The following is a 12,961-nucleotide window of genomic DNA, read 5'->3' as shown; positions in this document are numbered from 1 at the left end:
CGGGCCCTGAACAACAAAGCACAGCGCAAAGAACCCGCACCCTAATCTTCCTGACGCGTACGCAGGAGATAGCCCACACCGCGCAGCGTGATGATCGTCGCCTGGCTCGCCTCGAGCTTCTTGCGCAGCCGATGAATATAGATGTCGACGGCATCCGCGCTCGGCTCGTCGTCGAGCCCGAAGATCGCATCGATCAACGCCTGCTTCGACACGGTGCTGCCCACCTTCAGCATCAGCGTCTCGAGCAGCGTGCGTTCGCGCGGCGGCAGCGCCAGCTCTTCGTCGGCCAGCGTGAACTGCCGCGTGCGCAGGTCGTAGCGCAGGTCGCCACAGGCAATATCGTTGGCCTTGCCGGGCATCTGGCGGCGCACCAGCACCTTGATGCGCGCCACCAGTTCGCGGATCTCGAAGGGCTTCACGAGGTAGTCGTCCGCGCCGATCTCCAGGCACAGCACCTTCTGGTCGAGCGACGCGGTGGCCGTGAGGATGATCACCGGCACCGTGTCGCCGCGCTCGCGCAGCCGACGCAGCACGGCCTTGCCGGAGAGCTGCGGGATGTTGAGGTCCAGCAGCACCACGTCGTAGCTTGTCTGCATCAGCAACCGGTCCGCCGCATCGCCGTTCTCGACATGGTCGACCACGAAGTCCTGCTCGCGCAACAGGCTGGAGAGCCAGTGCGCGAGTTGCGGGTTGTCTTCGATGAGCAGCAGCTTCATGGGGGTCGAGGTGGTGCCGTGGATTCTAGGAAGCATCGGCAAGCCCTAGGGATAACCATGACGAATCATGCGGGCCGCCGAAAGCTGCCCGAAGGATGCCGCTTCCTAGACTGACCTCGTCATGCGGCAGATCAGATGTGCGCGGACCTTCCAGTATTCACTTCCAACACGGAGAGACACCATGTCCGCTACCCGCCGCACCCTGCTGGCCGCCGCCCTGTGCACCGCATTCGCCGCCGCACCCCCGCTCGCGCAGGCCGCCGATGCGCCGATCACCATCATGGTGGGCGGCATCAACAAGATCATCTACCTGCCGGCCAAGCTCACCGAGGCGCTGGGCTACTTCAAGGAAGAAGGCCTGAACGTCGAGCTGCAATCGCAGCCGGCCGGCGTCGATGCCGAGAACCAGCTGATCGCCGGCGCCGTGCAGGGCGTGGTGGGCTTCTACGACCACACGATCGACCTGCAGAGCAAGGGCAAGGAGATCCAGGCCATCGCCGTGTTCTGCAAGGTGCCGGGCGAAGTCGAAATGGTCTCGGCCAAGGCCGCCGTCGCGGGCTTCAAGACCATGGCCGACGCCAAGGGCGGCAAGACGCTGGGCGTGACGGGCCTGGGCTCGTCCACCGACTTCCTCACGCGCTACCTGGCCGACCGCGCCGGCGTGGCCTCGAAGGACTACTCGCTGCTGCCAGTGGGCGCCGGCAACACCTTCATCGCCGCCATGAAGCAGGACCGCATCCAGGCCGGCATGACCACCGAGCCCACCGTGTCGCAGATGCTCAAGACCGGCGACGCCAAGGTGCTGGTCGATCTGCGCACCGAGGCAGACACCACCAAGGCGCTCGGCGGCCTGTACCCCGCGGCCAGCCTCTACGTGCAGAACACCTGGGCCGAGTCGCACAAGGCCGAGGCCACCAAGCTGGCACACGCCTTCGCCCGCACCATGGAATACATCCACACCCACAGCGCCGAAGAGATCGCCGAGAAGGTGCCGCGCGACTACTACGGCAACGACAAGGAGTTGTACGTGACGGCGTTGAAGGCGTCGCTGCCGATGTTCACCACCGACGCGAAGATGCCCGCCGGCGGCCCCGAGACCGTGCTGAAGGTTCTCTCCACCTACAAGCCGCTCGTGAAGAGCAAGAACATCGACCTGTCGAAGACCTACAGCAACGCCTACCTGGCAGCGGCGGCGAAGTGACCATGCGCAACGGAACGCCCCCCAGCGGCAACAGCGCCGTGACCTCGGCCATCGACTTCAACGACGTGTCGCTGCGCTTCATCTCGCAGGACGGCAACGCCACCGTGGCGCTGCGCAACTTCAGCATGTCGGTGGCGCGCGGCGAGTTTGTCGCCATCGTCGGGCCCACGGGCTGCGGCAAGTCGACCACGCTCAACATGATCACCGGCCTGCTCAAGCCCACCGTGGGCGACGTCAAGGTGATGGGCCAGCCCGTGACCGGCGTAGACCCGCGCATCGGCTTCGTGTTCCAGGCGGACGCGGTGTTCCCGTGGCGCAGCGTGGAAGACAACGTGGCGGCCGGCCCGGTGTTCCGCGGCAAGCCGAAGAAGGAAGCGATGGAACTGGCCCAGGAGTGGATCCACCGCGTGGGCCTGTCGAAATTCGGCAAGCACTACCCGCACCAGCTCTCCGGCGGCATGCGCAAGCGCGTGGCGCTGGCGCAGACCTTCATCAACAACCCCGAGATCCTGCTGATGGACGAGCCCTTCTCGGCGCTCGACATGCAGACCCGCACGCTGATGCAGGACGAGCTGCTGCAGTTGTGGTCGGGCAACGGCGGCAGCGTGGTGTTCGTCACGCACGACCTGGAAGAAGCGATCGCGCTGGCCGACCGCGTGTTCGTGCTGTCGGCGCGGCCCGCCACGCTCAAGCGCGTGTACGAGATCGACCTGCCGCGCCCACGCGTCATGTCCGAAGTGCGGTACGACCCGCAGTTCATCGAGCTCTCGAAGCACATCTGGGACGACCTGCGCGAAGAAGTGGTCATCCAGTGAACACAACGAACACGACGACAAGAACCATGACGCCTTCCACCACCACCCCCACGGCAGCCGTGCTGCCTTCGTCGCTCAGCGACGCCGCGCTGGCGCGCGAATCCGAAGTCGCGCAGGCGGCCATCCGCGGCCGGCGCCGCATGATCATCGCGCTGCGGCTGATCGTGCTGGTGGTCGCGCTCGGCGGCTGGGAGATTGCGGCGCGCCTGAAGTGGATCGACCCGTTCTTCTACTCGATGCCTTCGATGATCTACGACCAGCTCGTGGAGTGGATGCGCGACGGCACCTCGCAAGGCTCGCTGTGGATGCAGGTCGCGGTGACGCTCGAGGAAACGGTGATCGGCTTCCTCATCGGCTCGATCGCCGGCGTGCTGTGCGGCATCATCCTGGGCCGCAACAAGCTGCTGTCGGACGTGTTCAGCCTGTACATCCAGATCGCCAACTCGATCCCCCGCGTGGTGCTGGGTTCGATCTTCGTGATCGCGCTGGGCCTGGGCATGGCATCGAAGGTGGCGCTGGCCGTGGTGATGGTGTTCTTCGTGGTGTTCGGCAACGCCTTCCAGGGCGTGCGCGAAGCCGACAAGTACATGATCGCAAACGCGCAGATCCTCGGCGCCTCGCCGCGGCAGGTGACGATGTCGGTGGTCATTCCATCGGCCATGTCGTGGATTCTTGCGAGCCTGCACGTGAGCTTCGGCTTCGCGCTCGTGGGCGCAGTGGTGGGCGAGTTTCTCGGCGCCAAGGAAGGCATCGGCCTGCTGATCTCTACCGCCCAAGGCGCGTTCAATGCAAGCGGCGTGTTCGCGGCGATGATCGTTCTGGCTGTTGTTGCACTTGCGGCCGACTTCCTGCTCAGCTCGCTGGAGAAGCGGCTGTTGAAGTGGCGGCCGGCTGCGTTCTGATCGTTCGATTCGGCTGGGACGAGAAGCGAAACGGCGGGCAATTTGCCCGCCGTTTTTTTGTTCGGGGTGCGTGCACAGGCCACCGGGTACTCCCCTGCGCGAATGTCCCCCGTCGGCGTGATCGCGCCCCGAATTGACCCGAAAGCACATCGATCAAAACCGATAAGCGCCACTCAACCCCACCGTCCAGTTGCGCCCCGGCGCGGGCTCGTAGTAACGCCCATTGCCTTCATTGACGATCACCGAGCCCACGTACCGCCGGTCGAACAGGTTGTCGACGCGCGCGAAGGCGTTGAACTCCCAGCGCTCCCACTTCCGCAAATAGCCTGCATAGACGGCGGCCACCGCGTAGCCCGAGGCCACTGCGGTGTTGGCGTCGTTGGCCTGGATGCGCCCCAGCGCGCGCATCTCGACGCCGGCGCGCCAGCCTTCGGGCGGCACCCAGCCCAGCGATGCGAACAGCGACTGCCGCGCGATACCGGGAATGCGGTTGCCCGCGGCCACGGTGTTGGCCGCCGCGCACGGTGACGGCGAGCAGAAGGCGTCGCGGTAGGTCGCGTCCAGCCACGTGTAGGCCAGTTGCGTGCGCCAGTGGTTCGCGGTCTCGTGCTGCCAGCCCAGCTCGAAGCCGTTGCGCTTCGTGCGCCCCGCGTTCTGGAAGGTGGCGCGGCCGCCGACGTTGGTGTCCGTCACGATCTCGTCGCGCGTTCGGGTCTGGAACAGCGCTGCCGTCAGCAGGCCGCCTGCGAGCCGCGCCTTGGCGCCGAGCTCGATGCTGTCGTTCACCGCGGGCCGCAGCGCGAAGTTGAGCCCGCTCGCGCCGTTTGCCCGATAGGAAAGTTCGTTCAGCGTCGGCGTCTCGAAGCCGCGGCCGATGGAGCCGTACAGGGCCAGGTCCGGCGTCGCCTGGTAGCGCAGCGAGGCCACCGGTAGCGTCTTGCTGTAGCGCGCACTGCCGCTGTCGTCGCGGTTCGTGCCGACGATGTAGCGGTCCTGCGAGTCGAAGTGCACGCTGCTGCGGCGCACGCCGGCTTCGAGCGTCCAGCGCTCGGTGAAGCGCCAGGTGGCCTGCGCGTAGGGGTCGAGGTTCCAGACCTCGTTGAGCTCGTTGCGCCGCAGACGGCCCTGCACGCCCAGCACGGGTGCCGCGACGCGGCCCAGGTAGTTCTCGTAGCCGCGGCGCTTTTCGCGCAGGCTGTCGTAGCCCAGGCCGGCCACCACGTCGAACGGCCGATCGGCCAAGGTCAACGCGGCATTCCAGCGGATGTCGACACCACCGTACTGCCGAGACAGGTTGATCACGCCGCCCGCGTGCAGCGGGTTCTGCTGCGCCGACACCGGAATGGATTGGTACTGCGTGGTCTTGCGCTCGCCGCCGTAGACCATGAGGCGCAGCCCCTGTTCTGCGTTGATGCGCCGCTCGTACAGCAGGCCGGCCTGCGTCTGTTCGACCGTCTTGCGCGTGTCGTACTGCGTGGCCAGCGGTGCGTTGCGCGGCGCCAGCGCGTACTGGTCGGCCGTGAGGCCCAGCGGGTCCTGCGCGTCGATGCGCACGCTGTTGAAGATCAGCGTGAGCCTGTCGCCGTTGTCCAGCGCGATGCCCAGCTTGCCGTTGGCGATGTCGCGCCGCGCGGCGCTGTGTTCGCGCCACCCGTCGGTATGGAAGCGGCTGGCGTCGAGCAGGTAGTCGACCGCGCCCTGCGATCCACTGAGCTGCAGCGACTGCCGCCAGGTGCCGAAGCTGCCGCCCGCGAGCGAGTACGACAGCCGCGGCGGCCCTTCGCCCGAGGCGGTGAAGGCCTGCAGCACACCACCCGAGGAGTTGCCGTACAGCGCGGAGAACGGCCCGCGCAGGAGCTCGACGCGGTCCAGCGAGCCGATGTCGATGTTCGAGGTCTGCCCCTGCCCGTCGGGCAAGGTCGCCGGAATGCCATCGACGTACAGCCGCACGCCGCGCACGCCGAAGGTCGAGCGCGCACCGAAGCCGCGGATGGACAGCTGCAGGTCCTGCGCGTAGTTCAGTCGGTTCTGCACCTGCAGCCCCGGCACCGCGCCCAGGCTTTCGGAGAGGTTGACCTGAAGGCGGCCCTCGCGCATCTCGTCGCCGTCGACGCGGTCGACCGAGCCGGGCACGTTGAAGGGCGCGACCTCGCCGCGCGGCGTGGAGACGGTGATCTCGCGCAGGCGCGCGCCGCGCGCGCCCGGATCGGCCGGCGGCTCCTGCTGGGCCTGCGCGGCCAGCGGAACACCCAGCAAGAGAAGGCAGGCGGCGGCGACGGGCGCGAGTTTCATCGCGCCGATTCTGCTTCGGCACGCCGGCCGCGCATGTCGCGGCGGCGCGACTCTCAGGGAAAACTAGCGGGCCGGCGCCTTGCGCCAGGCATGCCAGGCGCCCACCACGACCGGGATGCCCAGCGTGATCCAGGCCAGCACGTCGCCCAGCCCGCCGTCGCTGAAGAGCGCCGAGATCAGACCGAAAATCGTCAGCAGGCCCAGCACCGTCGGCCAGCCCCACATGCGCCAGAAGCTCTGATGCTGCTTCATGCCTGCACCTTCATGGCCGGTGCCGGCTCTGGTTGCGCAGTGCCGCCGGAGACGCGCGCTTCATGTGCCGCGGCCCTCGGGGACACGGGCACGGGGTTGCCCCGCTTGAGCCACAGGTACAACCCGCTGCCCAGCACGATGATGGTCGCGATGTCGAGCAGCGCCCAGATGATCTGCATCGGCATGCCGCCGTAGTCTCCGAAGTGCAGCGGCTGCGACACCAGCAGCGCCGTGAGGTACCAGGGCAGCTTCGGCGCCGCGGTCACCCCGGCGGTCTTGGCATCGACCAGCACCGGCTGGAACAGCTTCGACGTGAAGGGCTCGTTGCCGCGCACGAAGAAGGTCGTGTGGTGCGGGCTCGAGAACGACGTGCCGGGAAAGGCGATGAACGACAGCTTCATGCCGGGCGTGTGCTGCATCGCCGCGTCCATGGAGCGCTGCACCGAGGCACGCTCGTTCACCGCCACGATGGGTTCGTTCTTGTAGGGCGCGAGCAGCGAGCTGAGCTGGTCGTACTGCCAGTACTTGATGAGCAGGTCGGCCCAGGTGTTGATCATGCCGGTGGAGCCCACGACGAACAGCCACACCAGCGTGACGATGCCAAGCAGGTTGTGCAGGTCGAGCCACTTCAGGCGCGGGCGCTTCTCGCGCCGCACCGTGCCGAAGTCGAGCTTGCGCATGAACGGCGAATACAGCACCACGCCCGAGACGATGGCCACCAGCAGCAGCAGGCCCATGAAGCCGAGGAAGAGCTTGCCCGCCAATCCCGCGAACAGGTCGACGTGCAGTTTGAACATCACGTAGATGAATCCCTCGTCGAACTTCGGCTGCGCCAGCACGTTGCCGGTGCGCGCGTCGATCGCGACCGATTTGAAGTCCTCCGTGGCTTGCGGCGTGGGCGTGAGCGTGACGAACCACAGGCCGTCGTCATCCTCGGGCTGCGAGACGAACTGCACCACGCGGCCGGGGTGCTTCGACTTCGCGATGTCGAGCACGCGGTCGAGGCTCACGCGCGGCGTGCCGGCCGGCATCTTCGGCGCCTCGACCTCGGTGCCCAGCAGGTGGCCGATCTCGTGATGGAAGATCAGCGGCAGGCCCGTGATGCACAGCAGCAGCATGAACACCGTGCACACGAGGCTGCTCCACTTGTGCACCCAGGCCCAGGTCTTGATTTTTCGGCTGTTCATGTTGTGTTGGCAATCGCGCGCGACAGGCAGGTGTTGAAGCAGACCTTGTCGGTCACGTTGTTGATGTTGAGCGCAATGCAGCTTGGCGCCGCGCCACCAACCTCTTCATTCCGGTCTTGTTCAAAATGTTATCAAGAATGATTCGCATTTTAATGCGCGACTTATTTGCGCCTCCCCCAATCACCGGCTGCGATGAAGGGCGTTGCGTTGCGAAATTGCGTCTGCGGGTCTAGGGCGGACCAGCTACGATGCCGCCCGCACGCTTCCCGTGCGTTGGCAGCCCCCATGCTCAAGCTCATTGGCTTTCTGTTTCCCGCGCTGCGCGGTCCGGCTCTGCGGCTGATGGTGCTTGCGGCTGTCGTTGCACTGACCGGCTGCGCCGGCCTCCCGCCACGCACGCCCGAGCCGCCGACGCTGGCCATTGCGGCCTCGCCTGCCACCGAACTCGGCCGCGCCGCCGTCAGCCTCGACTCCCCGCCCGACGGCCTGAGCAGCATGCGGCCGCTGATCGAGGCCTCTTTTGCGCTCGACGCCCGGCTGGAGCTGATGCGCCACGCCAAGTCGTCGCTCGACATCCAGACCTATCAGCTCGGCAACGACAAGACCGGCCGCCTGCTGCTGCGCGAAATGCGCAATGCCGCCCGGCGCGGCGTGCGCGTGCGGCTGCTGCTCGACGACTTCTACACGGCCGGCATGGACCGCCTGCTGCTCGGCCTGGCCGCCGAGCCCAATGCCGAGATCCGGCTGTTCAACCCGTTCGTGAATGCGCGCGACCACTCGTCCGGACGGTGGCTGGAGTTCTTTTCCGACTTCCGGCGGCTCAACCACCGCATGCACAACAAGCTGTTCGTGGCCGACGGCGCCATGGCCATCGCGGGCGGCCGCAACCTGGCCGACGAGTATTTCCTGCGCAGCGAGAGCGCGAACTTCATCGATTTCGAGCTGCTGCTGGCCGGCCCGGTGGTCCCCGAGTCGGCCGCCATCTTCGACACCTACTGGAACAGCGACGTGGTCTACCCCCTGCAGCGGGTGGCCGGCACCAGCAGCACGCCGCAGGCGCTGAAAGCCGATTTCGAGGAAGCGACCTCCCCGGCCCACGCACCGCTGCCCGACCCGCTGCCTCCCACCGACCTGCTCGGCGACCTGCCGCTGGGCGCGCAGCTCGCCAGCATCGACGAGGTCAAGTGGATGCGCGCCGAGGCCCACGCCTCCGCTGACAGCCCCAACAAGGCGCTGGGCGTCATGGCGCAACCCACGCAGCCGCTGGCGCAGCGCTTCCACGAGATGCTGGCCACGGCCAAGTCGAACGTGGTCGTGATTTCGCCCTATTTCATTCCGGGCGACGAGGGCATGGAACGCATCCGCATGGGGCGCGAGCACGGCGTGAACATCACCGTCATCACCAACTCGCTGGCCGACAGCGACGAGCCGCTGGTCAACATCAACTACAACCGCTACCGCGTCGACATGCTCAAGCTGGGCGTGAACCTGTACGAAGTCAGCACCCGGCAGCTGCGGCGCAGCGGCCAGTTCCGCGACCTGCTCAAGAAGGCGCGCGGCCGCCTGCATGCCAAGCTGGCACTGGTCGACCGCCAGTGGGTGCTGCTCGGTTCCATGAACCTCGACCCGCGTTCCGCCCGGCTGAACACCGAATTCGGCATACGCGTGCGCAGCTTCGACCTGACGCAGGCGCTGCTTTTCGCCTACCAGCTCGACGACATCGAGGGCGTCTACCGCGTGGTGCTCAAGCCCGATGGCCAGAACGTGCAGTGGATCGGCACCGGCGACGTCCACAACGAGGTGCTCGACAGCGAACCGGATTCGAGCATGCTGACGCGGCTGCAGCTGCTGCTGTTCTCGTGGTTTGTGCCTACGGACCTGCTGTAGCAGCACCCGCCGGCAACCCCCACCCCTTGAAAGCCCATCGATTGCCCTTATGATTAGCACTCGCTGCTGATGAGTGCTAACAGCCCTCGCTTCCAGTCGATGGGCTGCCGGCCTCCGGTCCGGCGCCCGACCACAAATCCGTTTCTTATCCATACATCCAGGAGATGCAATGAAACTTCGTCCTTTGGCCGATCGCGTGATCGTCAAGCGTGTTGACAGCGAAACCAAGACCGCCTCCGGCATCGTCATCCCCGACGCAGCCGCTGAAAAGCCCGATCAGGGTGAAGTCCTGGCCGTGGGCCCGGGCAAGCGCACCGACAAGGGCGACCTGACCGCGCTGACCGTCAAGGTCGGCGACCGCGTCCTGTTCGGCAAGTACAGCGGCCAGACCGTCAAGGTCGATGGCGACGAACTGCTGGTCATGAAGGAAGACGACCTGTTCGCAGTCGTCGAGAAGTAATTCAAACATCCCATTCGGAGTAAACAAACATGGCAGCAAAAGACGTAGTCTTCGGCGGTGAAGCCCGCGCACGCATGGTCGAGGGTGTCAACATCCTGGCCAACGCAGTCAAGGTGACCCTGGGCCCCAAGGGCCGCAACGTGGTGCTCGAGCGCTCGTTCGGCGCCCCCACCGTCACCAAGGACGGTGTGTCGGTCGCCAAGGAAATCGAACTCAAGGACAAGCTCCAGAACATGGGCGCCCAGCTCGTGAAGGAAGTGGCTTCCAAGACTTCGGACAACGCCGGTGACGGCACCACCACCGCGACCGTGCTGGCACAAGCCATCGTTCGCGAAGGTTTCAAGCTGGTGGCTGCCGGCATGAACCCGATGGACCTGAAGCGCGGCATCGACAAGGCCGTGACGGCCCTGGTCGCCGAGCTGAAGAAGGCTTCGAAGCCCACCACCACGTCGAAGGAAATCGCTCAAGTCGGCTCGATCTCGGCCAACAGCGACGAAACCATCGGCAAGCTCATCGCTGACGCGATGGACAAGGTCGGCAAGGAAGGCGTGATCACCGTGGAAGACGGCAAGTCGCTGGACAGCGAACTCGACGTCGTCGAAGGCATGCAGTTCGACCGCGGCTACCTGTCGCCCTACTTCATCAACAACCCCGAGAAGCAATCGGCGCTGTTGGACAACCCCTTCGTGCTGCTGTTCGACAAGAAGATCAGCAACATCCGCGACCTGCTCCCCACGCTGGAACAAGTCGCCAAGGCCGGCCGTCCGCTGCTGATCATTGCCGAAGAAGTCGAGGGCGAAGCCCTGGCTACGCTGGTCGTGAACACGATCCGCGGCATCCTGAAGGTCGTGGCCGTCAAGGCGCCTGGCTTCGGCGACCGCCGCAAGGCCATGCTGGAAGACATCGCCATCCTGACGGGCGGCAAGGTCATCGCTGAAGAAGTGGGCCTGACGCTCGAAAAGGTGACGCTGGCCGACCTGGGTCAAGCCAAGCGCATCGAAGTGGGCAAGGAAAACACGATCATCATCGACGGCGCCGGCGCCGCTGGCGACATCGAAGCCCGCGTGAAGCAAGTGCGCGTGCAGATCGAAGAAGCCACGAGCGACTACGACCGTGAAAAGCTGCAAGAGCGCGTGGCCAAGCTGGCCGGCGGCGTGGCAGTGATCAAGGTTGGCGCCGCCACCGAAGTCGAAATGAAGGAAAAGAAGGCTCGCGTCGAAGACGCCCTGCACGCTACCCGCGCTGCAGTGGAAGAAGGCGTTGTGGCTGGCGGCGGCGTGGCTCTGCTGCGTGCCAAGCAAGCTGTGGGCGAGTCGGTCAAGGGCGAGAACGCGGACCAGGAAGCCGGCATCAAGCTGGTGCTGAAGGCCATCGAAGCGCCCCTGCGCGAAATCGTGAACAACGCCGGCGGCGAAGCCTCGGTGGTGGTGAACGCTGTGTTGGCCGGCAAGGGCAACTACGGCTTCAACGCTGCGAACGACACGTACGGCGACATGCTCGAGCTGGGCATCCTGGACCCGACGAAGGTCACGCGCACCGCACTGCAGAACGCCGCTTCGGTGTCCTCGCTGCTGCTGACGACCGAAGCCATGGTTGCTGACGCACCCAAGGACGAGTCCGGCGCCGGCGGTGGCATGCCTGACATGGGCGGCATGGGTGGTATGGGCGGCATGGGCATGTAATTGCCCGGCTGAGCTCACCTGCTCACCAAACAAGAAGGGCCGCGCAAGCGGCCCTTTTTTATTGCGCGCTACGTTTAGGTTGATCGAAACTGGTCGCGCAACGCCATGTACAGTACCTGGAACCGCGCATGCCGCGTCCTGTGCCCGTCGGCCCCTTCGGTCGATGGCGTCAGCTTCTGCTTCACCGGCGGCAGCGTGCACACCTCGGCGACGCTGCCCCCATCGGCGAGCCACGCCAGCCGCGCCGCACCCAGCGCCCCGCCCGTCTCGCTGCCCGCATAGAGCGTGAGCGTCACGCCGAAGATGTCGGCCAGCAGTTGCCCCCACCACACGCTGCGCGCACCACCGCCCACCAGCGCCACTTCGCGCAGCGGCATCCCGGCCGGCAGCCGCAGGGTGTCGAAGCCGTCGCGCAGGCCGAGGCTCACGCCCTCGATCACGGCGTACGCGATTTCGGCTGGCCCGTGTGCGTGCGTCAGCCCGAACAGCACGCCCTGCGCATTGGGGTTGTTATGCGGCGAACGTTCGCCCGAGAGATACGGCAGGAACAGCGGACAGCGCTCGCGCTGTGCCAGCGGGACAGACGCCGCCGCTTCGAGCAGCGCGGCCTCGTCCGCGAACTTGAAAGTCTTCGCCGCCCAGCTCACCGCACTCGCGGCCGAGAGCATCACCGACATCTGGTGCCACCGCCCCGGCAGCGCATGGCAGAAGGCGTGCATCGCCTGCGCGGGGTTCGGCAGGAAGCGGTCGGTCGAGACGAACACCACGCCCGAGGTGCCGAGTGACACGAATCCCTGCCCCGGCTCGACGAGGCCCATGCCGACGGCGCTGGCCGCGTTGTCGCCGGCACCGCCCGCGATCACCACGCCGCCGCTGCCCACGCCCCAGCGCGCCGCCAGTTCGGGCTTGAGCCGCGCCGACACCTCGCTGCCTTCGACCAGCCGCGGCATGTGCGCGCGCGTGAGGCCCGTGGCCGCGAGCAGTTCGTCGGACCAGTCGCGCGCCCCGACGTCGAGCCACAGCGTGCCCGCCGCGTCCGACATCTCGCTGACCGCCTCGCCGCTGAGCATGAAGCGCAGCCAATCCTTCGGCAGCAGCACGCGCGCGACGCGATTGAATATCTCGGGCTCGTGCTCGCGCACCCACAGCAGCTTGGGCGCGGTGAACCCCGGCATCGCGAGGTTGCCTGCGATCTCGCCAAGCCGCGGCACGGCGCGCGTGAGTTCATCGCACTGCGCGCCGCTGCGGCCGTCGTTCCAGAGGATCGCGGGGCGCAGCACCTCGCCCGCCGCATCGAGCAGCGTGGCGCCGTGCATCTGCCCCGACAGGCCGATGGCGCGCACCGCCGCGAGTTCCTCGGGATGCGACTTGCCGAGCGCACGCATCCCCTCCTCGAGCGCATGCCACCACTGCTGCGGCGCCTGCTCCGACCACAGCGGCCGCGGCCGTTCGACCGTGAGCGGCGCGCGGGCCACGCCGACGATGCGGTGATCGTCGGCGAGCAGGAGCGCCTTGAGCTCGGACGTGCCGAGGTCGAGTCCCAGGTACAAGATGAACCCCCGGCTGT

Annotated in this window: 11 protein-coding genes; 6 read left to right on the top strand and 5 right to left on the bottom strand. The window is 66.6% G+C overall.

The genetic code is table 11. The features are described from left to right. Positions 1 to 41: 41 nt before the first annotated feature. Entirely contained in the window at positions 42 to 716 is a 675-nt protein-coding gene (locus ASC92_RS01080) for a response regulator transcription factor (protein WP_056509428.1), read from the bottom strand. A 181-nt stretch (positions 717 to 897) separates the two neighbouring features. Between ASC92_RS01080 and ASC92_RS01075 the strand changes: the two genes are divergently transcribed. From ASC92_RS01075 to ASC92_RS01065, 3 genes are read left to right on the top strand one after another with little or no spacing between them, the layout of a single operon-like run. Beyond that, entirely contained in the window at positions 898 to 1,917 is a 1,020-nt protein-coding gene (locus ASC92_RS01075; RefSeq protein WP_056509425.1) for an ABC transporter substrate-binding protein, read from the top strand. Positions 1,918 to 1,919: 2 nt separating this feature from the next. Beyond that, positions 1,920 to 2,732, top strand: coding sequence for an ABC transporter ATP-binding protein (locus ASC92_RS01070; RefSeq protein WP_056509424.1), 813 nt, complete (start codon positions 1,920 to 1,922; stop codon positions 2,730 to 2,732). Positions 2,733 to 2,758: 26 nt separating this feature from the next. Next, a complete protein-coding gene (locus tag ASC92_RS01065) occupies positions 2,759 to 3,634 on the top strand; it encodes an ABC transporter permease (protein WP_056509421.1) in 876 nt (291 codons plus the stop codon). Positions 3,635 to 3,787: 153 nt separating this feature from the next. Here ASC92_RS01065 and ASC92_RS01060 read toward each other — a convergent pair whose 3' ends face one another. The 3 genes from ASC92_RS01060 to ASC92_RS01050 all read right to left on the bottom strand — a co-directional run bounded on the left by ASC92_RS01060 (position 3,788) and on the right by ASC92_RS01050 (position 7,365). Next, entirely contained in the window at positions 3,788 to 5,926 is a 2,139-nt protein-coding gene (locus tag ASC92_RS01060) for a TonB-dependent receptor (protein ID WP_056509418.1), read from the bottom strand. Positions 5,927 to 5,989: 63 nt separating this feature from the next. Continuing rightward, positions 5,990 to 6,178, bottom strand: coding sequence for a hypothetical protein (locus ASC92_RS01055; RefSeq protein ID WP_056509415.1), 189 nt, complete (start codon positions 6,176 to 6,178; stop codon positions 5,990 to 5,992). After that, positions 6,175 to 7,365: a PepSY-associated TM helix domain-containing protein gene (locus ASC92_RS01050; protein WP_056509410.1), complete on the bottom strand. Its 1,191-nt coding sequence runs from the start codon at positions 7,363 to 7,365 to the stop codon at positions 6,175 to 6,177. Before ASC92_RS01050 ends, ASC92_RS01055 begins: the two co-directional genes overlap by 4 nt. Before the next feature lie 285 nt (positions 7,366 to 7,650). Between ASC92_RS01050 and ASC92_RS01045 the strand changes: the two genes are divergently transcribed. From ASC92_RS01045 to groL, 3 genes are all read left to right on the top strand, one after another. Further along, positions 7,651 to 9,252 (top strand): phospholipase D family protein, encoded by a 1,602-nt coding sequence (locus ASC92_RS01045; protein WP_056509406.1) that lies wholly within the window; start codon positions 7,651 to 7,653, stop codon positions 9,250 to 9,252. A gap of 169 nt (positions 9,253 to 9,421) precedes the next feature. After that, the gene (locus ASC92_RS01040) at positions 9,422 to 9,712 is read left to right on the top strand and encodes a co-chaperone GroES (protein WP_018907465.1); all 291 of its coding nucleotides are present in this window, start codon (positions 9,422 to 9,424) and stop codon (positions 9,710 to 9,712) included. A 29-nt stretch (positions 9,713 to 9,741) separates the two neighbouring features. Beyond that, on the top strand, positions 9,742 to 11,394 hold the full coding sequence (groL, locus tag ASC92_RS01035; protein WP_056509403.1) for a chaperonin GroEL: 1,653 nt from the start codon (positions 9,742 to 9,744) through the stop codon (positions 11,392 to 11,394). A gap of 74 nt (positions 11,395 to 11,468) precedes the next feature. On the opposite strand, the gene xylB is transcribed toward groL, so the two are convergent. Next, positions 11,469 to 12,944, bottom strand: coding sequence for a xylulokinase (gene xylB, locus ASC92_RS01030; RefSeq protein WP_056509401.1), 1,476 nt, complete (start codon positions 12,942 to 12,944; stop codon positions 11,469 to 11,471). Positions 12,945 to 12,961 lie beyond the last annotated feature (17 nt).

Source organism: Variovorax sp. Root411 (assembly GCF_001425205.1).
GTDB lineage: Bacteria > Pseudomonadota > Gammaproteobacteria > Burkholderiales > Burkholderiaceae_C > Variovorax.
The sequence above is the reverse complement of the archived record's forward strand: the minus strand, read 5'-3'. Positions and strand labels throughout refer to the sequence as shown.

Excerpts from the sequence above, each read along its gene's own strand:
- ASC92_RS01080 (WP_056509428.1), bottom strand. The coding sequence starts at position 716 with ATGAAGCTGCTGCTCATCGAAGACAACCCGCAACTCGCGCACTGGCTC.
- ASC92_RS01075 (WP_056509425.1), top strand. The coding sequence starts at position 898 with ATGTCCGCTACCCGCCGCACCCTGCTGGCCGCCGCCCTGTGCACCGCA.
- ASC92_RS01070 (WP_056509424.1), top strand. The coding sequence starts at position 1,920 with ATGCGCAACGGAACGCCCCCCAGCGGCAACAGCGCCGTGACCTCGGCC.
- ASC92_RS01065 (WP_056509421.1), top strand. The coding sequence starts at position 2,759 with ATGACGCCTTCCACCACCACCCCCACGGCAGCCGTGCTGCCTTCGTCG.
- ASC92_RS01060 (WP_056509418.1), bottom strand. The coding sequence starts at position 5,926 with ATGAAACTCGCGCCCGTCGCCGCCGCCTGCCTTCTCTTGCTGGGTGTT.
- ASC92_RS01055 (WP_056509415.1), bottom strand. The coding sequence starts at position 6,178 with ATGAAGCAGCATCAGAGCTTCTGGCGCATGTGGGGCTGGCCGACGGTG.
- ASC92_RS01050 (WP_056509410.1), bottom strand. The coding sequence starts at position 7,365 with ATGAACAGCCGAAAAATCAAGACCTGGGCCTGGGTGCACAAGTGGAGC.
- ASC92_RS01045 (WP_056509406.1), top strand. The coding sequence starts at position 7,651 with ATGCTCAAGCTCATTGGCTTTCTGTTTCCCGCGCTGCGCGGTCCGGCT.
- ASC92_RS01040 (WP_018907465.1), top strand. The coding sequence starts at position 9,422 with ATGAAACTTCGTCCTTTGGCCGATCGCGTGATCGTCAAGCGTGTTGAC.
- groL (WP_056509403.1), top strand. The coding sequence starts at position 9,742 with ATGGCAGCAAAAGACGTAGTCTTCGGCGGTGAAGCCCGCGCACGCATG.